We start from the raw sequence: 26,097 nt of genomic DNA on the forward strand, positions 1-26,097 counted from the left end.
ATCACAGTTGTATCTTTTTCCAGTCTGAAACGTACACAGACGATGATCCCGTATATCACGGGCAATCTCTCCTGATCCATCAAAGGCAAGCCTGCTCGTGTTCCAGGCACAGATTCGGGAAATTCGGATTCCCTTTCTGTGTGCCTGCTGTCTGCACCGTTTCTGGATATCACGTTTTCTCCACATCTGCAGTTTCTGCTTTTTCTTCCCAGAAAGTTTTCCTTTCATTTCCAGATATTCGAAAACAATCACATCTGCCTTCTTTTCTGACGCATACAGAACGATTTCCCTTGCAATCTTTCTGCCAAGCTCTGTATTCAGACGTTTTGCATATGCCCATCTTCCCTGCGCCTGACGCGATCCATGTTCCCGCTGAAATCTTCGGATCCGTCCCAGCACACGGTACATCCGGTCTTTGTCACTGGGAAAGTTAATAAACTTTCTTCCCAGGATAGTTCCGTCTGGACGCATGATGGTACAGACCGCATCCGTATTGATGCCGAGATCCACACTGCAGATCGTTTGTTCTTTGACAGGTGTCCGGCTTAAAGATACCTCTTCCGCATACGTAAAACGCAGAAAATACTTGTCGTGCTTTTTCTCCAACGTTGGCGCCGAAGCTTTTTTGCCCGACCAGTGTTTTCTTAAATACTCCATATCCGTATGTTTCAGCCGCACAGCAAACCATTTCCAGTCATGGCCATCGTACAGTTTTAAAAAGGCCGCATCTTTCTCTTCTGTGTTTTCACGGTACATGACATCGTGGTAAAAAACAGGCATGGCATACTGCTCACTTTTCAGATACGGCTTTCCTGTTTTCTGTCCCTCTGCTTTCCACTGTTCCAGACGCGTCCGATAAGAAGATACACTCCCAAGCGCATGCTGGACTGCCGCCCGTCTGAAATAGGATGGTATCTTGGGAAAGCAGAAATCAAAGTCAAACCGGGCCGGATTCCGTTTTGTTGTATGCACCAGATGTTCCGCTGCATTGAAACGTTTCTTACTTTCCTCAATTTGGGCCAGTTCTTCCCATACAGATTCATACACTTTGACCAGATAGCGGACAGTAGAACGGTAAATCTCCAGTGTCTGGCGGATCGGAATATTCTGTTTTCGTAATTCTACACCATAACTGGATATGATTTTCATTCGCTTTTTCCTCCGGGTTTTAACGGGATTTTTCCTTCTGCCCTTCTATGTAAGCAAGTACCTGTTCACGGCTCCGGTCACTGACCGTTACAGCACAATAAGACGGATTCCACAAATGTCCTCCCCACAACTCTTTCTTTAGCTCTGGATGTAAAAGGAACATCTGGTGTGCAAGATTCCCCTTCATGATTTTGATCATGTCTGAAATATAAAACTGTGGTCGGTAATCTACAAGCAGATGACTTCTTTCTTCATAAAAATAGTATACCATATGCATAGGAATAACTCAAACATTTGTTCCCATTTTGGTAAAAATTTTGCGCGTCTAACTCATCACTACTACAATATATTTATGGGTAATCCCCTTACTTCCAGTAAGGATTTATCCATCTCATTACTTAAACTGTTAGAATGTAGGATGCAATGGTATATCGACTTCATCACTTGGACCTCGCGTCCGTACTTTAGACTGATAACCGGCTCCTCATTCACAGTGTTCGTTTTATGCAGGTTGAATCACATTAGGTGCATTCGTGTCACACACAGTAGTTTGAACAGGTAATGAGTAAAACTGGTATTTATCCATTGTAATATTTTTTAAGGAGTGATAAATTTATGAACGCAGTAGGTATCGATGTTTCAAAAGGTAAAAGTATGGTTACAATTCTGAGACCATTTGGGGAGATTGTATCCTCTCCTTTTGAGATTAAGCACACATCCAGTGATATCCATTCACTTATTAAACTTATTCATTCTATCGAAGGTGAATCCCGGGTTGTAATGGAACATACCGGCCGCTACTACGAAGCACTTGCTCACCAGCTTTCAGCAGCAGATCTCTTTGTCAGTGCTGTTAATCCCAAGTTGGTCAAAGATTTTAATAACGATTCTCTTCGCAAAATCAAGTCCGACAAAGCTGATTCTGTCAAGATTGCCCGCTACGCTCTTGACAAATGGCAAAGTCTTGAACCGTATAGTATTACAGATGAATTACGCGCTCAGCTAAAGGTCATGAATCGTCAGTTCCATTTCTATGTGAAACAAAAAACGGCTATGAAAAATAATCTTATTGGCCTCATTGACCAGACCTATCCAAATGCAAATACTTATTTCAATAGTCCCACCCGCAGTGATGGTTCCCAGAAATGGGTTGATTTTGTCTCTACATACTGGCATGTAGATTGCATTCGTAAAATGTCTCTAAACGCTTTTGTTGAACATTATCAGAACTGGTGCAAGCGCAAAAAATATGCCTTCAATAAATCAAAAGCGGAAGAAATTTACACCAAAACAAAGGAACTTGTTCCAGTATTTCCTAAGAATGAAATAACCAAACATATCATCAGACAAGCTGTCAATCAGCTCAACAGTACTTCCGTTACTGTCGAAACAATACGCACTCTCATGAACGAGACTGCCTCAAAGCTTCCTGAATACTCAATTGTCATGCAGTTTAAAGGGATTGGTCCATCTCTCGGTCCACAGCTTATGGCTGAGATCGGTGATGTAACCAGATTCACGCATAAAGGAGCCCTTACTGCATTCGCCGGAGTTGATCCTGGGGTAAACGAATCTGGTTCCTATGCCCAAAAAAGCGTCCCAACATCCAAACGTGGATCTTCAAATTTAAGAAAGACTCTTTTTCAAGTAATGGATGTTCTTATCAAAACCATGCCTCAGGATGATCCTGTATATCAATTCATGGACAGAAAACGCACCCAGGGTAAGCCTTACTATGTTTATATGACTGCAGGTGCTAATAAATTTCTCAGAATATACTATGGACGAGTGAAAGAATATCTTTCTGTTCTTCCTGATCCAAGCTAATTCAAAACTTTTACTTTCAGACCAGCACTGGTTGTGGTGGCCTTATTTTAATGCCTAATTTTTAACCTGTAAAGTTTTTTAACTTTCTTCAATTTTAGTATTGACTTTTTATTTGCAGGCTGAAGTAACGAGAATGCGACGCGCAGTTTTCAAACTTCCAATCCTCCAACTCACAATCCTAACTTCTTTACAATTTCTCCCAGTGCACTTCTTACAGGAGAATCTTTCGGAAGCCGTATGATCGGCTTTCCATCACAGTCATACTGATATACCTGGTCATCATGTGGTACAACGCCTAACAGTTCCAATCCCTGATTTCGGATTTCTTCCAGAGTTCCGGCATCCAGTTTTCCATCCGGAACACGATTCACGATTAATCCAGTTTTCTGTGGTTTAAAGTTTAATTCATTCATCAGCTTTGCAATACGTCCGGCTGCCTGAACACCTCTTCTGGAACAGTCACTCACAAGAATCGCAACTTCCATCATTGGCAGAATTCCTCTGCTGATGTGTTCCATACCCGCTTCGTTATCAACCACAATATATGGATAATGGCTTTGCAGTTTCTGAACCTGGGTCTGTACAAGGCCATTTACAAAACAATAGCAGCCCTGTCCCTGGGTTCGTCCCATTACCATCAAATCATAATCGTCTTCTTCTGCAATCGCATCAGAAAGACGCATTTCCAGATATGCCTGTTTTGTCATACCGGAGGGAATCTGATATCGTGGGTCTATGCCTGCCCGCTCAATTTCTTCTCTCAGCTCCCCAAGTGTGACCTCCGGCTCAACACCGAGCACTTCGTTCAAATTTGCATTTGCATCTGCATCCACCGCCAGGACCGGACGTTTTCCGCTTTCACATAAATACTGGATCAACAATCCACAAAGAGTTGTTTTTCCTACGCCACCTTTTCCTGATACTGCAATTACATGTCCCATATTTTTCCTCCTAAAATTCTGAACAATCTGTTGACTTTTTCTTTAAACCTCATTATAGTTGTTACTATATAAATTACAATAATCAGTCTGTGAGATTTGTATGGTTACTCAACATATAAGAAAAATTGTTGAGGAATCATATGATCCCAAATAATACAGGAGTATATAATGTCAGAAAAAGCGAAAAAACAAGATCGCCGTACCCGCTATACCAGACAAACCATAAAAGATACGTTCTTAGAATTGTTAAAGCAGAAAAGTTTTACGAAAATTACAGTTACAGAGGTCTGCAAAAATGCTGAAATCAACCGTGGCACTTTTTATCTTCATTACTACGATATCTATGATGTATTATCAGATATTTTTAATGATATGACTCAGGATATGTTAACAACTGTAGATCATTTATTCTGTCTAAATCAAAAAAGCTGTTCCTATCCGTTCTGTCAGAAAATACAGATGGAATCACAATACAGGGCACTGTTTCTGGATGATGCAATTGCCCCTATTCTTCTGGAAAAAATAGCAGAAAATACAAAAGAAGGCTATGTGACCTGGCTTATGTCACACAGCCTCCTGACCTTTGAACAGGCAGAATCGGTTTTTTATTTTCAAATGAATGGCTGCCTTTCCATCAACAGACTGATGCTCCGCAATCATTGTAATGACTGGAAACAGATTCAGACAGTAATCGACAAATTTATCAAATCCGGGCTGGAAAGTTTTCTGATTCATGATCAGAGAGAAGAAAATGCTTCCGATAATTTTTGCAACAAAATTTCTCCAACTGTTACCGCATCTTCTACACTCAGATAATGATCGGCATGATCCTGAAGAAATATTTTGCCAGATGCAGGAAATTCTTCATCTGCAAACCATATCTTTAAAGTTACCGGATATCTTGGCAGAACTGGAAAAACAGCACACAGATCCGCCTTTGTCTCTGTGAATTCTGCACCCAGGTTTTTACATGCTTTCTGAATTTTCTCAGGATCTTTATCCTGCAAAAGCTTTTCCAGTTTCTGCTCTGCAGTCCGGTCAAACTTGGTTCCCCGTATCAATCCATCTTTCAGGTTACCAAAAGTAATGCGCTTCTGTGAGCCTTCTGTGCCATCGGCCATATCCAGATAATGCAACAACGTCAGATAATGCCATTCATCTATGTCTGAGTTAATATAGAATTCAGGAAGTTGAATTTCAATCGTTTCATAAAAACTCATTATCTCAAGTACATTCCGGCTGCTATGAAAAACAGCCCCGCTTTTTGCAGCAATCTCCTCTCCGGAACGATTTTGCAGCCGTTTTACTGCTGCCTGCAACATTTCATGAAATGCACGATTTTCTGTTTGATTTTTGTATTCCATAAGTTCTCCTTTGTGAACATTTATAGTATCTGTGTTGACTTTTCCTTTAATCTCCATTATAGTTGTAATTATATTATTTACAATCATCAAAGCATTAAAAAATGTACAGTTTATCAACACATTAAAAAGAACTGTTGAGAACTTAGGATGTTTTAAACAAACCAGAAATATTTTCATCCCAAAAACGTGAAAACAAGATCATTATATCATACTACAAGGAGTTTCTTATCATGAAATATTCAACGAAATTAAGTGATACTGTTCATGTGATGGTTCTGATTGCTATCAACCAGGAAAAATCCCTCTCCAGTGCCTCAATTGCAGAAAGTGTCCATACAAATCCCGGCTTTGTACGCCAGCTTATGTTAAAACTAAAAAAAGCGGAACTTATGACAAGTGTAGCCGGACATGCCCGTCCTTCTCTTTCAAAACCAGCCGATCAGATTACATTGCTGGATATTTATAAAGCAGTTGAAGGTGATAAACCATTGCTTCATTTAGATACTCATACCAATCCAGATTGTGGCGTTGGCATTAACATTCAGTTATCTTTGCAGGGATTTTATAATGAAATTCAAAAGGCTACCGAAGAAAAAATGAATACGATTACTTTGCAGGATATCATAGATACCTACTATCAGCGGATATCTATAGAAAATAACTTACAGAATATTATTTAACAGGAGAACACTTTCATGTACCTTCAGCAAATACGAAATGCTACCAAAACACTGTGGGAGAAGTAGACTATGAGAAAACAATCTGGTCAAGTTCATAGCAGGGAATCTTCTGCAACTCTCCAACTGACAGTAAGTTTACTCTATCCTTAATTGCTTAAGCTGGTTGTATATGAATAAAGAATGATGTATAGTATTTGCAAGAGGCACCTTCTTTCGTAAATGTTGCAAATGTTTGTTTCGTCACTTTCATTATACAACATCAAGAATCAAGGTGTCTTTCTTTTATGCAAAATCACGAACTTGCTCATTTATAGATAAAACGATTTTATTTCAAAAGCGGTTTTTACTAAAAATACGTCTGCCGTTTTTGGTCATTATTACTATGCATTGATACCTGGTCAAATTTCTTCCGAAAACAGATGATTTCAGGAATCAACTTGTCGGCACACTCCTTTGTAGTATGTTGTCTATCCTCCATTGAAATCCCTCTTCTTTGGTGATACAATATGTTACAATGCTTATCAAAAGTTACATCATTTTGGGGGACATTTACACTACAAAGGAGAATTTATTTATGTTTCAGGTTTTTGTTGATTCAGCAGCAAATCTGCCTGCTGTTACTGCGAAAAAATACGATATCCATGTCGTTTCTTTCGTCAATCTTGTGAATGGAAAAGAGCTGGTCTGCTTCGACCCGGATCTGTCACCGGAAGAGGAGCTTGCAAAAGGAAAAGAATATTACAATGCCATGCGCACCGGCTGTGAAATCAAGACCGGACTGATCAGCACCGCAAATTTTGCGGATGCGTTCCGCACCGCTCTTGAGGCAGATCAGGATGTCATCTATCTTTCCTTAAGCAAAAACATCAGCGGAACTTATAACTCCGCAAGACTTGCTGCAGAGGAGCTTCTTGAAGAATACGGCGGAAAACGTAAAATCCGCCTCGTCGATTCCCTGAATGCCTCTCTTGCACAGGGCATCCTCGCCATCTATGCCAGCGAGATGCGCGATCGGGGCATGAACGTAGACGAAGCGGCAGATCTTCTGGAAACCTATGTTGGCAAAATGAACGGTGTTTTCACCGTCGGCGATCTGAAATATCTTTCCCGTACCGGAAGAATCAAGGGAAGTGTCGCTGTGGTCGGAAATATGCTGAAAATCAAACCGATTCTGCGTGGAAGTGAAGATGGCTATATTGTTTCCTACAAGAATGTCCGCGGGCGCAAGGCCGTTTTAAATGAACTGATCCGTCTCTTCTGTGAAACGATCGAAGAACCGGAAAAGCAGATCGTCGGAATCGCACATGCAGATGCCTATGAGGAATCTCTTTATATGATGGAAGAAATCCAGAAAAGAGTGAAGGTGCGTGAATTTATCAATACTTCTTACGATTACTGCACCGGAAGCCATGTCGGACCGGATACGATCGCTTTGTTCTATCTCGGAAAAGACCGCAGTCTTCTGTAAAAGGAGCAACCAGACTAACCACTGCTGTTCCACTGTATTTTTTCCGAAATTGCTGTAAACAGCGGAAATACGTTTCTTCTTTCCATGCATAATTCCACCTGTTTTTCCACATACTACCCATACAACACAAATTATGGAAAGTATGTGATGTACTCTCGGAGTCTTTCTGTGCTTGATTTTGTGAGATGATTTCTTGCCCGTTGTGCCTAAATTTCTGAGGCGTACGCGGCGCGTACGTTGATGAAATTCGGGTGCAACTGGCGGAAAATCAGCCGCAAAAGCAAGTGCAGAAAGATTCCGAAAGTACATTGTAAAAACAGGAGGAATTTTTCATATGAAAGCGACGGGAATTGTTCGAAGGATTGATGATCTGGGGCGTGTGGTAGTTCCCAAGGAAATCCGGCGCACGATGCGGATCCGGGAGGGACAGGCCATGGAAATTTATACCGGACGGGAGGGTGAGATTATCCTGAAGAAATACTCACCGATCGAAGAGCTGGCGGAATGCGCAGCAGGGTTTACAAAATCGATTTCAACGGTGACCGGATGTCTCGTCTGTGTTTCGGATCAGGAACAGATTGTGGCGGCAAACGGGCCGGAACAGAAAAATTATCTTGGCAAGTCCATCAGCAGCCGGCTGGAGGAGGCGATTCTGAACCGGAAAACAGTACTTGCGCGTCCCGGTGAAAAGGCTTATTTTTCAATTTTGGAAAACACAGACAATACTACTCCTCTGCCGGAGCTCATTTTTCCGATTCTCTCCTCCGGTGATGCCATCGGTTCGGTCATTCTCTGCGGCAAAGACAGGGAGTCCCTGCCGGGCGACACGGAAAAGAAGCTCCTCCAGGTAGCGGCAACGTACCTCGGACGGGAAATGGAAAACTAAACAGGGGATTTATCGAAGGCAATTTATCAAAGGCTTTTTGCATCATCCGCACCGGTTATGCAAGAGGCCTTTTCCTGTTATTCTGTTATTCTGTAATTCGAGATATTCCAATTTTATCTTGCTATTTACACCTGCATTGTCTACAATAAAAATGACGTGCACGAAAGCCTTCAACCGATATGCCCGAAGCTTTTCTGTGCCTGCTTTTATAAGCCGGGAAAAATTCCCGGTGTATCCTACATTACACAAGGAGGAATTTCCATTCATGAAATACATTGCAAAGAAATTCGGCTCTCTCCTTCTTACGCTGCTTCTTGTATCCTTTTTATCGTTCTTTGCCTTTTCCGTCATACCCGGAGATGCGGCAAAATCGCAGCTTGGCACGGAGGCGACGCCGGAGCGGATTGAGGCTCTGCAAAAGGAAATGGGACTGGATCGGCCGGTTCTGGAACGGTATGCTTCGTGGGTAACCGGCTTTTTTCATGGAGATCTCGGCACCTCGTATTCGTACTCGATGCCGGTCGGAGAACTGATCCGCGATAAAGTTCCGATTACCATCGCTATCACCGTTATCGCATTCCTGATGATCCTTGTTGTCTCGATTCCCATCGGCATTTTCACAGCACAGCACGCCGGAGGCCATCTGGACCGGCTGATCATGACGATCAATCAGGTGATCATGTCTGTGCCGGGATTTTTCATCGGTATTCTGATCACGTATCTTTTCGGTCTGATTCTCAAATGGTTTCAGCCGGGCGCCTATGTGCCGATTTCTGAAAATTTTTCCGGTTTTATCGGTTATCTTGTTGCACCGTCTGCCGCCATTGCACTTCCGCGCTGTTCCATGGCTGTCAAAATGCTGCGCAGCTCTGTGCTCTCGCAGCTCGATGCCGACTATGTGCGCACCGCCTATTCCCGCGGAAACAGTACACACCGTGTTATGTATCACCATGTGCTGAAAAACGCCCTGATTCCGGTACTGACCTTCTGGGGCATGACAATCGCAGATATTGTGGCAAACAGCATTATTCTGGAACAGGTTTTTTCGATTCCGGGCATGGGCAATCTTCTGATCACTTCGATCTCCAACCGCGATTACCCCGTGGTTCAGGGCATCCTTGTACTGATCGCCGCCCTCATTATTATCATCAATTTCGTGGTAGATCTGCTGTATGGCAGAATTGATCCGCGTATCCGCGTAAAAGACTGACGGGAGCTTTCGATCATCAGCTCCCGCGACCGAAAGGTCGTGGGGAGCCGCCCACGACAAAAGAAAGGGTTTTCATTATGAAAAAGAAACGCAATCTCACGCTGATCATCGGAGCTGTTCTCACCGCTTTTATGCTTCTGTTTCTTCTGATCGGCTTTTTCTACACACCGTACGACCCGGATGCAATGAACGGCGCAGCCAAGTTTGCTGCTCCATCTCTGTCGCACCCGTTCGGCTGCGATCACTTTGGACGCGATATTTTCAGCCGCGTCTTAAAAGGAACCGGTACAACCTTCTTCGTCGCTTTCGCTACTCTGCTGCTCGGCGGAACCATTGGTGTTCTTGTCGGTGCGTTCACCGGGTATTTTGGCGGATGGATTGACGAAATCCTGATGCGCATAAACGATGTCATTGTTTCCTTTCCGGGAATCCTGCTGGCGCTGGTATTTATCGCGCTGCTGGGTCCCGGCAAATACAACGTGATCCTTGCACTCGGTATCGTATTCATTCCGAGCTTTGCACGTATCACCAGAAGCGAATTTCTCGCACGCAAAGATATGGACTATGTCAAAAGTGCCCGTCTGATGGGTGTTTCCCATCTTCGGATCATATTTGTACATATCCTGCCAAATACGGTCCCGTCCCTTCTTTCGATGGCAGCAATCGGTTTCAACAACGCCGTTCTCTCCGAGGCCGGCATGAGCTTTCTCGGCATCGGTGTCCAGCCGCCCGATGCCTCGCTTGGACGGATGCTCTCAGAATCCCAGACGTATCTGATGACTGCTCCCTGGGGCTCTGTCTTCCCCGGTCTTGCCGTCATTTTACTGGCGCTTGGCGTATCGCTCCTCGGCGACGGATTACAGAAGAAAGGCGGTAACTGATATGGCACTTCTCGATGTACGTGACTTAAAAATTGCATTTTACGATACCACGCCACCGACCGAAGTGGTAAAAGGCATCTCCTTTTCCTTAGAAGAAGGTGAGACGCTTGGCATTGTCGGGGAATCCGGTTCCGGCAAAACGCAGACAGCACTCTCCATTCTGCACCTTTTAAAGGAAAATTCCGCCGTATCCGGCGGAGAAATTCTCTACGAAGGTTCTTCCGTTGCGCACGCTTCCAGCCAGGATCTGCAGCGCATCCGCGGAAAAGAAATCAGCATGATTTTTCAGGAGCCGATGACCTCTTTAAATCCGGTTCTGACCATCGAAGAACAAATTGCAGAGGGACTGCTGATTCATGAGAGCTGCACACCGGCAGAACGTCATGAAAAGGTTCTTGCCATAATGCATGAGGTCGAGCTTCCCGACCCGGAAAAGCTTTGCAAAAAATACCCGCACCAGCTCTCCGGCGGTCAGCGCCAGAGGGTGATGATCGCTGCGGCGCTTATTACAGAACCGAAGCTTCTGATTGCAGACGAGCCGACAACAGCTCTTGATGTGACGATTCAGTCGCAGATCTTAAAGCTGCTGAAAAAAATCAATGAACGCCATCACACGGCGATTCTTTTTATCTCACACGACCTCGGCGTCATCCGTTCGCTCTGTGACCGGGTCATCGTCATGAATCATGGGACGATTGTGGAATCCGGCAGTGTAGACGATGTCTTTTTCCACCCGAAGGAAGACTACACCCGCCGCCTGCTCGATGCAATTCCGAACCGACGAACATCGTTGCGAAAGCGAATCAAAATCGCTCCAACAGCTCAATGGCCGACAGGCTCTGACAAAAAAGCTGCTCCGCCGGCGGAAAAGGAGGAATAACCCATGGAAGAAATCAGTCCGAACAACATTCTGAAAGTCAGCCATATTTCTGCCTCCTATCAGGAGGGAAAGCAGAGAAAAACGGTGCTTCATGATATCTCTTTCGAGCTTCATGAAAATGAAATTCTCGGTCTCGTCGGAGAGAGCGGATGCGGAAAATCGACACTCTCCAAAGTGATCTTAGGATTTATCCGCCCAGATGAAGGCGAAATAATTTCGCAGGTCGACCATCCGCAGATGATTTTCCAGGATCCGTTTTCTTCCCTGAATCCTGCGAAGAAAATCTCCTGGATTTTAGAGGAGCCGCTTCGGATGCAGAAAGTTCCAAAAGAAGAACGAAAAAAACGGGTTCTTGCGATGGCCGAAAGAGTCGGCCTCTCCGCAGAGCACCTGAAACGCCGCCCGCATGAGCTCTCCGGCGGCCAGCGCCAGAGAGTCAGCATCGCGGCCGCACTGATCCAGGGCTCACGCCTGATCCTTGCCGACGAACCGGTTTCCGCTCTCGATGTGACGATTCAGAAGCAGATCATGGAGCTGATGGTTCAGCTTCAGGAGGAGCTTCAGCTCTCGATTCTCTTTATCTCGCATGACCTCAACGTGATCTATCAGATGTGCGACCGGGTTCTCGTGATGAAAGAAGGCCGGATTGTGGAGAACGCGGAGACGGAAGAACTGTTTGCGCATCCGCAGAATGATTATACAAAGGAGCTTCTGGCGGCATCACCGGAGCTGTAGTTTTATTTCCAGCATTCTCTAAACACCCGAAGTACATTCTTGGAAAAGACCTTCTCGATCTTCTCATCTGTAAAGCCTTCGTGGCTCATCACATCTGCGAGATGCTGCATATGCGCGGTGTCCGGCACATCCGTTTCACCGCTGAAACCGTCAAAATCGGTTCCAAGGCCGATGATATCGATACCGCCGACGTTGCGCAGATATTTCATATGGCGCACCATATCCATCGTCGATGCCTTTTTCGCTGCCGGCTCCTCCTCGCGCAGAAACGACGGACAGAAATTGATACCGGTGACGCCGCCACGCTCTGCGAGCTGACGAATCATTTCATCCGAAAGGTTTCTCAGATGGAAGCACGCGCCGCGCGCATTGGAATGGGACGCAATGACCGGACCTCTCGTATGCGCAAAAACGTCGCGGATTCCAGCATCATTTAAGTGTGATAAATCGATCACTATGCCGAGCCGCTCCATCTCCTCGACAAAGGCAATACCGGTCGATGTCAGCCCGTTTTCAAGATCCGGAAGATATGGCTTTCCCTCTTCCTGCGCCGGGTTCGGAAATCCAAGCTCATTCGGAAAGTTCCAGGTCAGCGTGGAAATCCGCACACCGAAATCATACAGCGTATGCAGCTTCTCTATGCTTCCCTCGTAGACACCACCCTCTTCGACGGTCATCACCGCACCTATTTTTCCTTCCTTCTGTACCTGCATCAGATCCGCATACGTTTTGATCTGACAAATACGGTCCGGATACCGTTCCACCTCTGATTTCCAGAGATCAGCCAGCTTTCTCACATGCTCAAACGGTGTTTCGTCTTTCAGTCCCTTCAGGAACGTAAATAAAGAAAAGCACTGGCAGAGGCTGCCGCCCTTTTCCAGCTTATCCAGATTGATCTGAAGATCCGCATCCGCAAGATGCTCCTGTTTTTCCTTCCACTGCAGCGCCGGGATGGTGTCGCAGTGCATATCAATTACCTGAAACATGGCAATAATCCTCTTTTCTGTTTTTTCTCTATTCTATCATACTTCGCTGCATTCCTTCACAAAAACTGGAAGAAAACGTAAAAAACCGCCTGGCTCATGGTAAACCCATAAGGCTAGAGAAAATATATCTTTCCGGAATCGCAAAAAATTTGGGGGTCCGCGTTTTTTCTCGAAAAAAACTTGCAAATCTCGTCTGAGATGATATACTTTTTGCATTGTGTTACTTTATGAAAGCACTGATCTTCCAAGAAAGTGCTTCTGCTTATGAAAAAGAAAGAGGTATCTATGCTCCAACTGATTGAAACCATCAACAATGCCGTGAACAATTTTATCTGGGGTGTTCCGGCTATGATCTGCATTTTCGGTGTCGGCCTTTACCTGAGTCTGCGCACCCGTTTTCTCCAGATTCGAAAATTCCCGTATGCGATCCGCACAACGCTCGGAAGAATGTTCCGCAAACGAGATGCTTCCGATGGCGCAATTACACCGTTCCAGGCGGTCTGTACAGCACTTGCCGCCACGGTCGGTACCGGTAATATTGCCGGTGTTGCCGGCGCTATCGCTATCGGCGGACCCGGTGCCGTGTTCTGGATGTGGGTTTCCGCCCTGCTCGGCATGTGTACGAAATTTGCCGAGGTAACACTGGCTGTTTTCTACCACGAGAAAAACGCCAACGGGGAACTCGTCGGCGGACCGATGTATTACATCAAAAACGGTCTCAGCAAAAAATGGCATTTTCTGGCCTATCTTTTCGCTGCTTTCGGTGTACTGACTGTGTTCGGAACCGGAAATGCAACGCAGGTCAACACCATCACAACCGCAGTCAACTCCGCACTGATGAATTACCATGTGATCTCAAAGGACGCGATCCCGACCTCCAACCTGATTCAGGGTATCATCATTGCGGTACTCGTAGCGCTGATCCTGCTCGGCGGTGTCAAACGGATCGCACAGGTAACAGAAAAGCTCGTTCCGTTTATGGCTCTGTTTTATATTGTCCTTGCCATCGGTGTAATTTTACTGAATCTCAACCGGATTCCATCTGTTTTCGTATCGATCCTTGAGGGCGCCTTCCGTCCCTCTGCTGTTACAGGCGGTATCGTCGGAAGCATGCTCATGAGTGTGAAAAAAGGTGTGTCCCGCGGTATTTTCTCAAACGAGGCAGGTCTTGGTACCGGTTCGATCGCGCATGCCTGTGCCGACACAAAAAAGCCGGTCAAACAGGGTATGTTCGGTATCTTTGAGGTATTTACTGATACGATCGTGATTTGTACCTTAACTGCACTTGTTATTCTCTGCAGCGGTACTTCCATCACCTACGGACAGGCTGCCGGCGCAGAGCTGACCATCAGCGGTTTTACCCTTACATACGGAAACTGGGTTTCGCTGCTCACCGCGTTCGCGATGTGCTGCTTCGCCTTTTCCACGATTCTCGGATGGGGACTTTACGGTGCACGCTGCATCGAGTTTTTGTTCTCCGAAAGAATCACAAAATATTTTATGGCCGCCTATGCGCTGGTTGCCATCCTTGGCGCCACCGCAAATCTCGGCCTGATGTGGAGCATTGCCGAGACCTTCAACGGCCTCATGGCGATCCCGAACCTGATTGCGCTCTTCCTGCTTTCGGGCAAGGTTGTGGAACTTACAAAGGAATATTTTTCCGGAGAAGGCAAAACCCGGTAAAATTCCTTTTCTCGCGGCGCATTCCCTTCTTCTGTAAGAAAATCATGTAAATTCGCCTTTTCCCTTGACAATCAGGTTGCTACCCCTTACACTGTTAAAAGTTTATAGCTTGGCTTCACCTTCTTCTCGGCAAGCATGTGGGTAGGCCAGCAGCTCGCTGACGGCCTCGATTTCTGGGGCTTTTTGGGATCACTGATCCTTGGTGGAATCATTCTTGGTATTTATACCGGTCTGCTCGGCTACGTCGGTGCAAAAACCGGTCTGTCACTTGATCTTTTGTCCCAGAGAGCCTTTGGCGAAAAAGGTTCCTATCTGCCGTCAGCCATGACCAGCTTTACGCAGATCGGATGGTTTGGTGTCGGTCTTGCCATGTTTGCAATTCCGGTTTCCAAGGAGCTGCTCGGCGGAAGCACTGCGGCACAGTGGGGACTTGTTATTCTTGCCGGCGTCTGCATGACCGCCTCTGCCTATTTTGGTATTGAATCTCTGACCATCGTCAGCTATATCGCTGTACCAAGTGTTGCCATTCTCGGAACGATCGCCATGGTCATGGCCGTAATGAGAGGCGACGGAACGATCATCGATCAGTTTGCCAAATCCAGCGGATCGCTGACTATCATCGGCGGTGCCGGTCTTGTCATCGGCTCCTTCGTTTCCGGCGGAACCGCAACCCCGAACTTCGCACGTTTTGCAAAGAACGGAAAAGCGGGTGCCATCACCACGGTTGTGGCTTTCTTTATCGGAAATTCCCTGATGTTTTTCTTCGGTGCTGTTTCCTCGATCTTTGTCGGCGGAAACGATATCTTCGAGGTTATGGTCCGCCTGAACCTGTTCTACCTGGCTGTTCTCGTTCTCGGTCTTAATATCTGGACTACAAACGATAACGCCCTGTACACCGCAGGTCTTGGTCTTGCCAACATCTTCCATCAGAGGAAAAAACCGATGGTTCTCCTTTCCGGTATCATCGGAACGGTTGCCTCCGTATGGCTGTACTACAACTTCTGCGGCTGGCTCAACATTCTGAATTGTACCCTGCCGCCGGTCGGCACGATTCTGGTACTCGCCTACTTCATGAACAAAGAGGACTTTGAAACCGATCAGCCGAAGCTTAAAACCGTAGACTGGTTTGCGGTTGCCGGTGTCATTCTCGGTGCCATTGTTGCGAACCTCTTACACTGGGGCATCGCTTCCATCAACGGCATGGCTGTTGCCGCTGTATGCTACTGTGTCGGACAGGCCGTAAACAAAAGAAAATAACAATAACGCCCTTGGCATGTTTCTCGCTTTCATCCTGGAAACATGTTCAGGGCTTTTTATTTCTTCTGATTCGCGTTATAATGTATGCATAACTCTGCATAGTTACAATTTTCGAAACGAAAGGAAACTGCCCGGATGATCCATTCCACCGTATCTGCTCCCAAAGGAGAAAAAACAAAATACCGTCTTGCCGAATCCATGAAGGAGTGCATGAAAACAACACCCGTTGAAGAGATCACCGTGCGCCAGATCTGTGAAATCTGTGGTGTTACCCGCCAGACCTTCTACCGCAATTTTCTCGACAAATACGATCTGATCAACTGGTATTTTGATAAATTACTGACAAAATCCTTCGAACATATGGGTCGCGGAACGACCGTTTTTGACAGTCTGGAAAAGAAATTTACCTATATTCAGAAAGAAAAAGCTTTTTTCGCCGCTGCCTTCCGCTACGACAAGCAGAATTCTCTGCGTGAGCACGATTTCGACCTGATTCTCGCGTTCTACGAAAATCTGATTCACGAAAAAAGCGGCAGTCCGGTTTCACCGGAAATGCATTTTCTTCTCGAGATGTACTGTCAGGGTTCCATCACCATGACCGTAAAATGGGTGCTTACCGGCATGGATCTGACACCTTCCGAGTTTGCCGCTCTTCTCGTCCGAGCAATGCCGGAAGACTTAAAAAAACTGTTCCGGAATCTGCAGCTGCTCTCTTAGAGCGCGTGTCAAAGTGGGACTTGCAGATTGCGGAAATGGTTTTTCAGACACGCTCTGGTTATTTTTCACAAATTTTGTTCTGTTGTTTTTGTCACAATGGCGATTTTTTTTAAAGTGTTACACTTCGCTTCTTCTGTCACTTTCTTTTTCCCTTCCGGATTTGTTAATATAATAACAAGTTCAGTAAAACCATTCATTCATTTTAGAAGGGAGTTTTTCAATCATGGCAAATCGTATTAATTTAAATGCAACCTCTTATCACGGAGCAGGCGCTATTGCCGAGATCGCAAATGAAGCAAAGGCACACGGCTTCAAGAAAGCTTTCGTATGCTCTGACCCGGATCTGATTAAATTCAACGTTACTTCCAAAGTAACCGATATTCTGACCGCAAACGGACTCGACTATGAGCTTTACAGCGATATCAAACCAAACCCGACCATCGAAAACGTAAAACACGGCGTAGAAGCTTTCAAGGCATCTGGCGCTGACTATCTGATCGCCATCGGCGGCGGCTCTTCTATGGATACCTCCAAAGCCATCGGTATCATCATCGCAAACCCGGAGTTTGAGGATGTCAGAAGCCTTGAGGGCACCGCACCGACCAAAAATCCATGTGTACCGATCATCGCCGTTCCGACTACAGCCGGTACTGCTGCAGAGGTTACCATCAACTACGTTATCACCGACGTAGAAAGAAAACGTAAATTCGTATGCGTTGACCCGCATGATATGCCGATCATCGCAGTTGTTGACCCGGATATGATGTCCTCCATGCCGAAAGGCCTGACCGCTTCCACCGGTATGGACGCTCTGACTCACGCAATCGAAGGCTACACCACAAAAGCTGCATGGGAAATGACTGACATGTTCCATCTGAAAGCCATCGAACTCATCTCCAAATCTCTGCGCGGTGCTGTCGCAAACACCAAAGAGGGACGCGAAGGAATGGCTCTTGGCCAGTACATCGCAGGTATGGGCTTCTCCAACGTAGGTCTTGGAATCGCTCACTCCATGGCACACACCCTTGGTGCTGTTTATGATACCCCACACGGTGTTGCATGTGCCATGATGCTTCCGATCGTTATGGAATACAACCAGGAGTGCACCGGTGAGAAATACCGCGAAATCGCACGTGCCATGGGCGTTGCAGGTGTAGATGAAATGACTCAGGAAGAGTACAGAAAAGCAGCGATTGATGCTGTTAAGAAGCTGTCCGCAGACGTTGGAATCCCATCTGTTCTCGAGGCAGTCAAAGAAGAAGATCTGCAGTTCCTTGCAGATTCCGCACACGCAGATGCCTGCGCACCGGGCAACCCGAAGGATGCAAGCGTAGAAGATCTGAAGGATCTGTTCCGTAAAATCATGGCATAACGAACATAATTCGTTTCCCACATGCGAAGCGGATATTCGCAATCCGCTTCGCTACTTGCTCATAACCGAATAACTGCTCCGCAGTTTATCAGAAGGAGCTTGCACTCCTTCTGATACAAGCAAGTCCCCACCCACTGCTTATTGCTTTTCGCAATGGAAGCAGGGGACTTACTTGATTCGGTTAAATCACCCCGGAAAACAGAAGTTTTCATCCTGTTTTCCGGGGTGATTTTTCTTTTTATTTTACTGTATTTCCGTCTGCATCCACAGTCACGGTATTGACTGTTGCATTGTCGAGAACCATATTGATCATGCGCTCCATCATGATGTTGCGCACTACCGTATCTTCCCCGTAATAGTCATTGGCTGCTTTCAGGAAATCTTCCTGCGACATATTGGCATTGGCTGCCTCATCGTTTAAGATCTGCTGGTAATCCTGGTCATCTGTTGTCCAGCCTTCTGCCTCTTTTACGGCATCCAGAAGAAGGGCACTTTTTGCCATCGTTCCTGCATACGTTGCTTTCTCCTGATTGTAGGTCGCTCTGTCCGCATACTGCTCCAGATAGTCGTCCAGGGAAATGCCGTAATTCTGCAGATAGCTGGTATACCGTTTATCGTAATCCTCCTCGCCGAGAGTGACGTAGGATTTCGGGATTTTTGTGAAGGTACAGCTGTCTGCTACCTGCTTCATCGCATCGTCCTGCAAATTATTTTCCGCTGTCGTCTCATTTGCAGCCTCCAGCTCTGCGCGTTTTCCGGCACGGTATTCCTCCACAGTACTGTAATCTGTATTTTTTGCTACCCATGCATCATCGAGCTCCCATCCGTCAATGTTTTCTGCCGGGCGGGTAAACGCATTTACCGTAACGGTAAACACAACATCTTTTCCTGCCAGATCGGTACTCTGATAGCTGTCAGGGAATTTCAGGTTCAGATCCTTTGTCTCCCCTGTTTTCATTCCAATGACACCATCCTCAAATCCATCGATGAAGGTACCGGATCCGATCACCAGATTGTAGGAATCGCTGCTTCCGCCGTCAAACTCCTTGCCATCAACTTTGCCAACATAGGCAATATCGGCGGTGTCGCCTTTTTGTACGGTGGCATCCGGATCGTCCATGGTGACAGCTGTCTCTGCCATAATGGCCGTCTGTACGTCATCATCCGTTACCTGCTCTACTTTCTTTTCCAGTGTGAGCTTTTTGTAATCTCCAAGCGTTACACACTCTGCCGGATCAACTTCCTCATCGACAACCGGAATCCCGTCTACATCACTTGGGGAAGCGTATTCCTCAGAAGCTGTGCTGTCGGACGATGTGCTGCCTGCGCTCGACGCATCGGATGCTGAGGAAGCGCTTGTGCTGCTTGCGCTTGATACGGAACTGCTGCTTGTTGTATTGTTTTTTCCACATCCGCTCACACTGGCTGCTCCCAGTGTCATGAGCAGAAGCATGACTGCTGCTTTTCTTTTCATTCTTGAATTTTCCTCCATACTACACCGTTCCCGGCGCGTTGTAAATCTCATTTTACCATACTTGTCTGGTAAAAAAAAGGCTGGGGCTCCGATTTTAGAAATTCTTATGATTTTCGACCGTAAAATCGCCTGGATTGCGCTAAAATGTGTTTGCGTTTTGCCGAAATCAATGTTAGAATGTTCATAGACTGGCATTGTATGTTCCGATGCCCACATTATTTTTTGCAGAGGAGGAATAGAGGGATGAAACCCTGGATTATCGTATTAATCGTATTAGCTGTCATCGCTGTCATCCTTGGTCTGCTGTATTACTTCGGTAAAAAAGCACAGACAAAACAGGCCGCACAGCAGGAACAAATGGAGGCCATGAAACAGACTGTCTCCATGTTGATCATAGATAAGAAAAAGCTTCGCATGAAAGATTCCGGACTCCCACAGATGGTCATTGACCAGACACCGAAAATGATGCGTCGCGCAAAACTGCCGATCGTCAAAGCAAAAGTCGGTCCGAGAATCATGACCCTGATCTGCGACGCTGCTATCTTCGATCAGATCCCGGTGAAAAAAGAAGTCAAGGCTACCGTAAGCGGTATCTACATCACCGGCGTTCGCGGCATCCGCGGTTCTTTAGAGCAGCCGGAAAAGAAAAACGGCTTCTGGCAGAAAATGCTCCGCAAGGCACGCGGCGAGGAGAAATAAAATTTCATCTGAAACAAAAAGAAACACGCTTTGCGTGTTTCTTTTTGCTTTCGCGGCAGTCGCCAAGGTCTCGTGCAAGCCCGGACTTTGGCTCGTTGCTCGCGAAAATACCCGAGTTGAATGATTTTCATTCTTCCCGGGTATTTTTTTATAAATTCAGTTTTCCGCCTTCCCGCGGTCTTACCTCGATATCGATTACGCAGTCCCCCACGTAGCTGTCGTTGATGTCGAGCGCGTATTCTGCCTTCAGTAAAATCTGATCCGGCGTCTCTTTCATTCTGACCTTCGTCGCCGCAACTCCCATGTTGATCATGCCATATGGCGTGTGATAAAACGAAATGTTCTTTTTATCCTCCTCAAAAATCATATGGACATCAATGAGGCCGCGCTTGCGCACCTCGAGGGCATTTTCCGTAAATTTGATCATGTTGTGCGTCATCATGTCAAAGCCTTCGGTTGCCTCGTCATAGATCAGAAAGTGATGGCCGTTTTTCTTGTAGTACGAACCCGTCGTCATAACCTCCACCGGTTCTTGTTCGCCGGATTCCTCATCCATCAGATACTGCAGTCCGCGGATGCTGATGAGTACGTCTTTTTCCATCCTTTTCTGGTGTTCCTCTCTCTTTTCTGTATGTCGTTTTTAATAGTTTTCAATCTGTACCTGTTTCGTATCGCTGATCTGCTCCGGCAGAACGGAATGTGCGAAGGCATTGAACCGCTCCACGCCGTCGCTTGCGAAGAACTGGTATTTCTGACGGCCCAGCTCATCGTTTCCCGGATTCTCCAGATCCAGCTCCCGCAGCAGTCTGCGCAGTGCCTGTGAGGTTTCGTATGCCGGGTTGACGAGTGTTACTTTTTCTCCGACTACTTTCCGCAGCAGAGAACGCAGCAGCGGATAGTGGGTGCATCCCATAATCAGCGTGTCGATGTCTTTATCCAGAATCTCTGCCAGATAGCGGCGCGCCACTTCCTCGGTGATCGGATCTTTTGTCCAGCCCTCTTCCACGAGCGGCACGAACAGCGGACACGGTTTTCCGTAAACGGTGATCGCCGGATCTGCCTCGGTAATAAGCTGCTGGTAGAGGCCGCTCTGAATAGTGCTCTCGGTTGCGATGACGCCGACGCGCTTGTTCTGCGTCGTCTCGACGGCCATCTGTGCGCCCGGTTTTACCACGCCGATGATCGGGAGATCGATCTCTTTTTCGATCGTATCGAGTGCCAGCGCACTTGCGGTGTTGCAGGCGATGACGATTGCCTTGACCTGCTGGGTTTCCAGAAAGTGTACGATCTGGCGGGAATAACGGATGACGGTATTTTTCGATTTGGAACCGTACGGCACACGCGCGGTATCTCCAAAATATACGATTCGTTCGTCGGGCAGGTTTCGCATAATCTCACGCACTACGGTCAGTCCGCCGACACCGGAATCAAAGACGCCGATCGGCGCCTGTCTGTCTGCTTTCATACTTTCCTCCATTTTTCATCCGGCATTACTTTTTTGTCATGCCGAATGGGGTTCATTTCTATATTTAATATATCTGAATTTTTACATTTCTTTTTTCATTTCACGACCCTGGTTAAAATAGGTCGCTGATACATTATTTTAACCCGAATGGAGGAATATTGCAATCATTTCTCTTGAAAGTCTTTCGAAAAATCCGCTTAACGCCAGAAAAACCGGAACGAAATCCGGTCACTTTTCAGGATTTCGCGGTAGGCGGCGTCACTCAACAGATTCTGCAGCGGAATCCGGCTTTTTTCGACTTTTTCTGCACTTTCGCCGTCCTCGTTTACGGGACGCAGGGCATCCGAAAAGCAGATGGACGGGTACAGCATGCACCACCAGTTGTGCCCTTTGGCTCTGCCGATGTTGATCTGAAGAGCGTCGTACGTTCCGGCGGGGAGAATATAATTGCCCGTTTCTTTTTCCTCAAAACTGGCTTTTCCGTACGTTACGGTGATATCGTCAGTACTGCCTCCTGCGCGCAGCGTCTGAAGGGCGGCGGCACGGATGGAGGGCTCGTTTTCACGCAGGATTTCTTCGGTTTCTGCTTTTGTTTCGGCTCCGTGCAGGATCGTCTGTAGTTCTTCGGCAACGGCATCGCGTACCTGAAGCTTGATCTGCTGGTCGGAGGCGCAGTCGCTGTTGGCTCTTACGTGAAAGCGCACGATCTTTGCAGCGACCTCCTGCTGCAGACGGGACTCGCGGAGAAGATTGGCGGTTCCAGAAAGGATCAGCGCTGCAATGCAGACGGGGAGCCAGCGGCGGCAGAAAATTTGAAATGCCGCCTGGAATTGACTTCTATGCTGGTTCCCAAATGTATTTCGGGGCTGCGCCTGCCTGTCCCTGGATTTCTTCTGTGTCTGATTTTGATTCCGTTTCCGGCTCTGTACTTTTTTCTCATTCATATGCTGCCTCCTGTTTTTTCCAGTTTTGCCGGATTGCAAAACTTTTATACACAGACACTCACTATCCGCTCCGATATTCCATACACTTTAAACCTTTTACGGCGCTTTCGGAATCCACGGAATGCTCCTTTCGTTTTCCCACGCATAGCACAAGTCCGCCAGTGTCACCGCCTCTTTTCTTTTCACCCGGTTGTCATAAATTCCGCACAGGTACTCACCGACGGACTCCACCTGTTTTCCGTTCTGCTCCATGATATCTTCTGGTTTTTCTGCGTGAAACAGATAGGCACTGTGCCCAAGCGCACGGTCCTGTTCCAGGTACTTCAACAGTTCTTCCATCCGTCCCCGGTCACTGAGCAGTGCATCGGAAAATACAATCGCCTGGACGTGTCCGGTGTCGAGATCATATTCCTCTGTGCTGTCATATTGCTGCGCAATCTCCTCAAACGTCTCCGCTTCAAAGAACAGCGATGCGGGGTCCTCGTCGGTTCCCTCCTCCTGCTCATCCTTTCCCTGGCCAGTCACCACCGCAAGATTCGCAGGCGCATACCAGACGCGCCATTTACCGCCAGCCGTCTCCTTTTCTCCGCCGCTCTCACTGACCACCGTCCCGGTTTCTTCCCCAGTTTCACTGTTTTCCGGCGCAGTCGCCTCTTCCGACACATAATCAAAGGCAACCGCCAGTGGATACAGCCGCTTTTCCGGCTCTACTGCCCCGCAGGATGACAGGAAAATCATACTGCCCAGCGCCAGACACACAAGCCGCAGTTTTTTCATATGCTTCTGGCAGAAGCCGAGCAGCACCGTGATGGCAAGGAAAAACGGAAAGTAACCGTACCGGACCGACCAGCCGCTTTCCGCGCATGACAGCAGCCATATAAAAAGCACTGTACCGATCCGTACATAGAGATTCTGCGGTTTCCACAGTCCCGTCTTCTCTCCGATCAGCGATACGTAAAACAGCAGACTTCCCAGTGTGAACAGCAGTCCCATCAAAAGAAATGCCATCCACAGAATATCAAATCGCTCCAGAAATCCACCCGGCAGGCTCGTTCCTGCCATTAACAGTAAGAGCGGGTCCTGCGCCGCAGCCGTGCCGCACCGGCCGAAAACGCCAAGCAGCGCCATGCTTCCTGCAATTACAAGAAGCCCCGTTTTCCAGATACTCTGCGTCACCGGAAGAATGACACCCCTGTGCTCTTTCTGCACATGCCCCAGTAAAAACGGCAGCAGCGCAATCGGTGTTCCATTTTCCAGTGTTCTCCACACATTCCGCCCAAAAAGTATTCCGTTATCCACAATTTCAACAGACTTTTCTGTCTTCCAGGCATCCTCAAACGAGGAAACATGCATCTGCGGAACCGTCAGCAGAAGCAGAATCAAAATCCCGCCCACAATCCACGGATAGAGTGCTTCCGCCAGCCGTCCTCTTTTCTGTACTTCACTGCCGACACCAAACCCGGCCGCCGCGAGCAGAAACAGTCCGCAGAGCTCCTGCGGTACACCTGCTGTCAGATACGCGGCGGCAAGCTCCGCCATTCTGCGAAGCAGTGTTCCGCCGAGGAAAAGCAGATAACACAGATACATCACTGCCAGAAGGAGTTTCCCAGCCTTTCCCATCACGCTTTCCAGGCGGCAGTAAAGCCCGCCAAGGCGCACGAGATAAATGCACCACACCGCCAGCAGCCCATATCCAACGAAAATCCCTGCCATACCGGGCAGGCCGTCCGATGCGCCGTACGCTGCGAGCTGCCAGAATGCCGGGCAGAGCAGAACGAGCACGATCTGGCGTTTCATCTGGCGCTGTGAAATTCTGTCATTTTCCGAAAACATGCGTCACTCTCCCCTTTCCTGTTTTTCTTCCGGCTCCGCAGCTTTTCTGTTTTTCCGCAGCCGCACTCTCTGATCGCGCTTTGTAAAGACCGGCCGCTCCCGCATCTGATGCATCGGCGGCCGCCATACGGAATCCTTCGGCGCATGGTAGCCCGCAAGTCCTTTCCCGACGAACGGCATCAGATAGGGAATGCCAAAACTCGTAAGCCCGGCGAGATGACCCGCGAGAAGAAATGTGCCGAGCACCATGCCGAAAATGCCGAGCCATCCGCCGAGCAAAATAAAGCCAAATTTCAGCAGCCGGAACGGTGCGCCGAACTCTTCGTTCGGAATCGCCAGCGAACAGAGCGCCGAAACCGCAACCACAACGACGGTCATCGGGCTCACCAGATTGGCGGAAACCGCCGCATCTCCGATGATCAGTCCGCCCACAATTCCGATCGTCCCGCCAAGCGGCCCCGGCATGCGCACACCGGCCTCGCGGATCAGTTCAAAAGCAAATTCCATCAGAAGAATTTCCAGAATGCCGGGGAACGGAACGCCTTTCCGCGCTTCGGCGAACGCCAGCAGGAGTTTGGTCGGAAGCACCTGCGTGTGAAAGCCCGTGACAGCCAGGTATCCGCCCGAAATCCATAGGGCGAGAAAGACCGCCGCATACCGCAGCAACCGCTCAAATGAGACGATCAGAAAATGATGATACCGGTCCTCACTGACCTTTAAAAAGCTGTCAAATGATGCCGGGAAGAGAATCCCGACCGGGGAATTATCACATAAAAGCAGGATTCTTCCGTCCAGAATCTCCATCGCCGCGCGGTCCGGCCGTTCGGTCGTCTCGAAGCGCGGGAACGGCGATTTCCACTGCGGTTCGCAGAGCTGCTCGACCATGCCGCTGTCAAAAACGCCGTCCACTTCCCAGCCGGCAATCTGCTGTTTTACCTCTTCCAGAAATTTCGGATAAATCAGCTCTTTCTCATACACCAGAGCCAGAACCGTATCAGAACGCGCACCAAAATGTATCTCCTCCACTTTCAGATCGGTGGTCCGCAGACGCTTGCGGACGAGTGCTGTGTTGGTTTTGACGGAATCGGAAAAGCCCTCGTTTGAGCCGCGCAGCACTTTCTCGGACTCGGCTTTCTGGACTCCCATATTTGGATATCCCTTCGAACCGATTTTGACGGCGCAGTCGTAACCGTCCACAAAGAGAACGGCGTTTCCCGCCAGCATCGAGGCAAAGGCATCCTCGAGGGTGTCAAATTCCAGCGTGTCCGAAATTCCGAGCTGATTTTCCGAGAGAACCCCCGGGATATCTGCCTCGGGAACCTCCATCAGACGGTTCAACAGCTTCCCGATCACGGAATCCTTCAACATAACGCAGCTCACCGCCACTTCTACGTAGATCAGCAGCGCACCGGTTCCGCCCGTTTTGCCGAGTTTCATCGGGCGGATCTGAATATCATCGCAATTTTCACACCATGTACGGATCACGCTTTCATTTTCCGCCAGGGTGAGTGAAATCTGCGTCTTCTCTTTTTCCATGCCTGCGTCCCTCCTTCTCCTCCTTTTGAAAGCTTCCGAAAAACCATCTGGAGAAATATACTCTGCAAAATTCCATAAAAAAACATTCTGTCACGATTTTTTTACTCTGT

Annotated in this window: 24 protein-coding genes and 2 pseudogenes; 15 read left to right on the forward strand and 11 right to left on the reverse strand. The window is 47.6% G+C overall.

The genetic code is table 11. The features are described 5' to 3' along the window. Window positions 1-1,149: IS200/IS605 family accessory protein TnpB-related protein (locus DWX26_RS14230; RefSeq protein ID WP_118601659.1), on the reverse strand; the 1,149-nt coding region annotated here is incomplete at its 3' end. 19 nt (window positions 1,150-1,168) lie between these two features. Continuing rightward, window positions 1,169-1,390 (reverse strand): annotated as a pseudogene (gene tnpA / locus DWX26_RS17760) (IS200/IS605 family transposase); the annotation flags it as partial. 374 nt (window positions 1,391-1,764) lie between these two features. On the opposite strand from tnpA, the gene DWX26_RS14240 reads away from it, so the two are divergent. Then, window positions 1,765-2,976 (forward strand): IS110 family transposase, encoded by a 1,212-nt coding sequence (locus DWX26_RS14240; protein ID WP_118601660.1) that lies wholly within the window; start codon window positions 1,765-1,767, stop codon window positions 2,974-2,976. 170 nt (window positions 2,977-3,146) lie between these two features. On the opposite strand, the gene DWX26_RS14245 is transcribed toward DWX26_RS14240, so the two are convergent. Next, window positions 3,147-3,917, reverse strand: a complete 771-nt coding sequence (locus tag DWX26_RS14245; RefSeq protein ID WP_117762263.1) for an ATP-binding protein — start codon at window positions 3,915-3,917, stop codon at window positions 3,147-3,149. 168 nt (window positions 3,918-4,085) lie between these two features. Here DWX26_RS14245 and DWX26_RS14250 point away from each other — a divergent pair, with 168 nt between their 5' ends. Continuing rightward, window positions 4,086-4,733 carry a TetR/AcrR family transcriptional regulator gene (locus DWX26_RS14250; RefSeq protein ID WP_055221747.1) on the forward strand — a complete coding sequence of 216 codons (648 nt, stop codon included), beginning with the start codon at window positions 4,086-4,088 and terminating at the stop codon, window positions 4,731-4,733. Here DWX26_RS14250 and DWX26_RS14255 read toward each other — a convergent pair. Further along, on the reverse strand, window positions 4,655-5,281 hold the full coding sequence (locus DWX26_RS14255) for a DUF3786 domain-containing protein (RefSeq protein WP_118601661.1): 627 nt from the start codon (window positions 5,279-5,281) through the stop codon (window positions 4,655-4,657). The genes DWX26_RS14250 and DWX26_RS14255 overlap by 79 nt on opposite strands. A 230-nt stretch (window positions 5,282-5,511) precedes the next feature. Between DWX26_RS14255 and DWX26_RS14260 the strand changes: the two genes are divergently transcribed. The 7 genes from DWX26_RS14260 to DWX26_RS14295 all read left to right on the forward strand — a co-directional run bounded on the left by DWX26_RS14260 (window position 5,512) and on the right by DWX26_RS14295 (window position 12,021). Next, window positions 5,512-5,961, forward strand: a complete 450-nt coding sequence (locus DWX26_RS14260; RefSeq protein ID WP_118601662.1) for an Rrf2 family transcriptional regulator — start codon at window positions 5,512-5,514, stop codon at window positions 5,959-5,961. 574 nt (window positions 5,962-6,535) lie between these two features. Beyond that, entirely contained in the window at window positions 6,536-7,429 is an 894-nt protein-coding gene (locus DWX26_RS14265) for a DegV family protein (protein WP_118601663.1), read from the forward strand. 334 nt (window positions 7,430-7,763) lie between these two features. After that, window positions 7,764-8,315: a stage V sporulation T C-terminal domain-containing protein gene (locus tag DWX26_RS14270; protein ID WP_055221761.1), complete on the forward strand. Its 552-nt coding sequence runs from the start codon at window positions 7,764-7,766 to the stop codon at window positions 8,313-8,315. Window positions 8,316-8,580: 265 nt separating this feature from the next. After that, window positions 8,581-9,525 (forward strand): ABC transporter permease, encoded by a 945-nt coding sequence (locus DWX26_RS14280; protein ID WP_118601665.1) that lies wholly within the window; start codon window positions 8,581-8,583, stop codon window positions 9,523-9,525. 77 nt (window positions 9,526-9,602) lie between these two features. Further along, the gene (locus tag DWX26_RS14285) at window positions 9,603-10,406 is read left to right on the forward strand and encodes an ABC transporter permease (RefSeq protein WP_022462692.1); all 804 of its coding nucleotides are present in this window, start codon (window positions 9,603-9,605) and stop codon (window positions 10,404-10,406) included. A gap of 1 nt (window position 10,407) precedes the next feature. Continuing rightward, the gene (locus tag DWX26_RS14290; RefSeq protein ID WP_118601666.1) at window positions 10,408-11,286 is read left to right on the forward strand and encodes an ATP-binding cassette domain-containing protein; all 879 of its coding nucleotides are present in this window, start codon (window positions 10,408-10,410) and stop codon (window positions 11,284-11,286) included. 3 nt (window positions 11,287-11,289) lie between these two features. Further along, window positions 11,290-12,021, forward strand: coding sequence for an ABC transporter ATP-binding protein (locus tag DWX26_RS14295; RefSeq protein ID WP_117510043.1), 732 nt, complete (start codon window positions 11,290-11,292; stop codon window positions 12,019-12,021). Between the two features lie 2 nt (window positions 12,022-12,023). Here the strand turns inward: DWX26_RS14295 and DWX26_RS14300 are convergent, their stop codons facing one another. Further along, window positions 12,024-13,007 carry a dipeptidase gene (locus DWX26_RS14300; RefSeq protein ID WP_118601667.1) on the reverse strand — a complete coding sequence of 328 codons (984 nt, stop codon included), beginning with the start codon at window positions 13,005-13,007 and terminating at the stop codon, window positions 12,024-12,026. Between the two features lie 285 nt (window positions 13,008-13,292). Between DWX26_RS14300 and DWX26_RS14305 the strand changes: the two genes are divergently transcribed. The 5 genes and pseudogenes from DWX26_RS14305 (at window position 13,293) to fucO (ending at window position 18,036) form a co-directional block, all read left to right on the forward strand. Further along, window positions 13,293-14,690: an alanine/glycine:cation symporter family protein gene (locus DWX26_RS14305; protein ID WP_117762264.1), complete on the forward strand. Its 1,398-nt coding sequence runs from the start codon at window positions 13,293-13,295 to the stop codon at window positions 14,688-14,690. 120 nt (window positions 14,691-14,810) lie between these two features. Next, a pseudogene (codB, locus tag DWX26_RS14310) lies at window positions 14,811-15,947 on the forward strand (cytosine permease); the annotation flags it as partial. Between the two features lie 135 nt (window positions 15,948-16,082). Beyond that, a complete protein-coding gene (locus DWX26_RS14315; RefSeq protein WP_022462686.1) occupies window positions 16,083-16,664 on the forward strand; it encodes a TetR/AcrR family transcriptional regulator C-terminal domain-containing protein in 582 nt (193 codons plus the stop codon). A 5-nt stretch (window positions 16,665-16,669) separates the two neighbouring features. Further along, window positions 16,670-16,777 carry a DUF6783 domain-containing protein gene (locus tag DWX26_RS17955; protein WP_416388165.1) on the forward strand — a complete coding sequence of 36 codons (108 nt, stop codon included), beginning with the start codon at window positions 16,670-16,672 and terminating at the stop codon, window positions 16,775-16,777. Between the two features lie 110 nt (window positions 16,778-16,887). Then, complete coding sequence (fucO, locus tag DWX26_RS14320) at window positions 16,888-18,036, forward strand: lactaldehyde reductase (RefSeq protein WP_055267142.1); 1,149 nt, start codon at window positions 16,888-16,890, stop codon at window positions 18,034-18,036. Window positions 18,037-18,274: 238 nt separating this feature from the next. Here the strand turns inward: fucO and tig are convergent, their stop codons facing one another. After that, window positions 18,275-19,510 carry a trigger factor gene (gene tig, locus DWX26_RS14325; protein ID WP_158580616.1) on the reverse strand — a complete coding sequence of 412 codons (1,236 nt, stop codon included), beginning with the start codon at window positions 19,508-19,510 and terminating at the stop codon, window positions 18,275-18,277. A gap of 243 nt (window positions 19,511-19,753) precedes the next feature. Between tig and DWX26_RS14330 the strand changes: the two genes are divergently transcribed. Continuing rightward, window positions 19,754-20,209 carry a hypothetical protein gene (locus DWX26_RS14330; protein ID WP_055221777.1) on the forward strand — a complete coding sequence of 152 codons (456 nt, stop codon included), beginning with the start codon at window positions 19,754-19,756 and terminating at the stop codon, window positions 20,207-20,209. Between the two features lie 148 nt (window positions 20,210-20,357). On the opposite strand, the gene DWX26_RS14335 is transcribed toward DWX26_RS14330, so the two are convergent. From DWX26_RS14335 to DWX26_RS14355, 5 genes are all read right to left on the reverse strand, one after another. Continuing rightward, window positions 20,358-20,810, reverse strand: a complete 453-nt coding sequence (locus DWX26_RS14335; RefSeq protein ID WP_022462143.1) for a DUF1934 domain-containing protein — start codon at window positions 20,808-20,810, stop codon at window positions 20,358-20,360. A 39-nt stretch (window positions 20,811-20,849) separates the two neighbouring features. Continuing rightward, window positions 20,850-21,674, reverse strand: coding sequence for a glutamate racemase (gene murI, locus DWX26_RS14340; protein ID WP_055221779.1), 825 nt, complete (start codon window positions 21,672-21,674; stop codon window positions 20,850-20,852). Window positions 21,675-21,871: 197 nt separating this feature from the next. Next, on the reverse strand, window positions 21,872-22,618 hold the full coding sequence (gene spoIIR, locus DWX26_RS14345; RefSeq protein WP_117510034.1) for a stage II sporulation protein R: 747 nt from the start codon (window positions 22,616-22,618) through the stop codon (window positions 21,872-21,874). 96 nt (window positions 22,619-22,714) lie between these two features. Then, window positions 22,715-24,451, reverse strand: a complete 1,737-nt coding sequence (locus tag DWX26_RS14350) for a GerAB/ArcD/ProY family transporter (RefSeq protein WP_118601670.1) — start codon at window positions 24,449-24,451, stop codon at window positions 22,715-22,717. Between the two features lie 3 nt (window positions 24,452-24,454). Beyond that, entirely contained in the window at window positions 24,455-25,987 is a 1,533-nt protein-coding gene (locus tag DWX26_RS14355) for a spore germination protein (RefSeq protein ID WP_118601671.1), read from the reverse strand. Window positions 25,988-26,097 lie beyond the last annotated feature (110 nt).

Origin of the sequence: Blautia sp. AF19-1 (genome assembly GCF_003479155.1) — a bacterium.
Classification (GTDB): domain Bacteria; phylum Bacillota; class Clostridia; order Lachnospirales; family Lachnospiraceae; genus Fusicatenibacter; species Fusicatenibacter saccharivorans.

Coding starts and splice junctions, on each gene's coding strand:
- DWX26_RS14240 (WP_118601660.1), top strand. CDS start 1,765: ATGAACGCAGTAGGTATCGATGTTTCAAAAGGTAAAAGTATGGTTACA.
- DWX26_RS14245 (WP_117762263.1), bottom strand. CDS start 3,917: ATGGGACATGTAATTGCAGTATCAGGAAAAGGTGGCGTAGGAAAAACA.
- DWX26_RS14250 (WP_055221747.1), top strand. CDS start 4,086: ATGTCAGAAAAAGCGAAAAAACAAGATCGCCGTACCCGCTATACCAGA.
- DWX26_RS14255 (WP_118601661.1), bottom strand. CDS start 5,281: ATGGAATACAAAAATCAAACAGAAAATCGTGCATTTCATGAAATGTTG.
- DWX26_RS14260 (WP_118601662.1), top strand. CDS start 5,512: ATGAAATATTCAACGAAATTAAGTGATACTGTTCATGTGATGGTTCTG.
- DWX26_RS14265 (WP_118601663.1), top strand. CDS start 6,536: ATGTTTCAGGTTTTTGTTGATTCAGCAGCAAATCTGCCTGCTGTTACT.
- DWX26_RS14270 (WP_055221761.1), top strand. CDS start 7,764: ATGAAAGCGACGGGAATTGTTCGAAGGATTGATGATCTGGGGCGTGTG.
- DWX26_RS14280 (WP_118601665.1), top strand. CDS start 8,581: ATGAAATACATTGCAAAGAAATTCGGCTCTCTCCTTCTTACGCTGCTT.
- DWX26_RS14285 (WP_022462692.1), top strand. CDS start 9,603: ATGAAAAAGAAACGCAATCTCACGCTGATCATCGGAGCTGTTCTCACC.
- DWX26_RS14290 (WP_118601666.1), top strand. CDS start 10,408: ATGGCACTTCTCGATGTACGTGACTTAAAAATTGCATTTTACGATACC.
- DWX26_RS14295 (WP_117510043.1), top strand. CDS start 11,290: ATGGAAGAAATCAGTCCGAACAACATTCTGAAAGTCAGCCATATTTCT.
- DWX26_RS14300 (WP_118601667.1), bottom strand. CDS start 13,007: ATGTTTCAGGTAATTGATATGCACTGCGACACCATCCCGGCGCTGCAG.
- DWX26_RS14305 (WP_117762264.1), top strand. CDS start 13,293: ATGCTCCAACTGATTGAAACCATCAACAATGCCGTGAACAATTTTATC.
- DWX26_RS14315 (WP_022462686.1), top strand. CDS start 16,083: ATGATCCATTCCACCGTATCTGCTCCCAAAGGAGAAAAAACAAAATAC.
- fucO (WP_055267142.1), top strand. CDS start 16,888: ATGGCAAATCGTATTAATTTAAATGCAACCTCTTATCACGGAGCAGGC.
- tig (WP_158580616.1), bottom strand. CDS start 19,510: ATGAAAAGAAAAGCAGCAGTCATGCTTCTGCTCATGACACTGGGAGCA.
- DWX26_RS14330 (WP_055221777.1), top strand. CDS start 19,754: ATGAAACCCTGGATTATCGTATTAATCGTATTAGCTGTCATCGCTGTC.
- DWX26_RS14335 (WP_022462143.1), bottom strand. CDS start 20,810: ATGGAAAAAGACGTACTCATCAGCATCCGCGGACTGCAGTATCTGATG.
- murI (WP_055221779.1), bottom strand. CDS start 21,674: ATGAAAGCAGACAGACAGGCGCCGATCGGCGTCTTTGATTCCGGTGTC.
- spoIIR (WP_117510034.1), bottom strand. CDS start 22,618: ATGAATGAGAAAAAAGTACAGAGCCGGAAACGGAATCAAAATCAGACA.
- DWX26_RS14350 (WP_118601670.1), bottom strand. CDS start 24,451: ATGTTTTCGGAAAATGACAGAATTTCACAGCGCCAGATGAAACGCCAG.
- DWX26_RS14355 (WP_118601671.1), bottom strand. CDS start 25,987: ATGGAAAAAGAGAAGACGCAGATTTCACTCACCCTGGCGGAAAATGAA.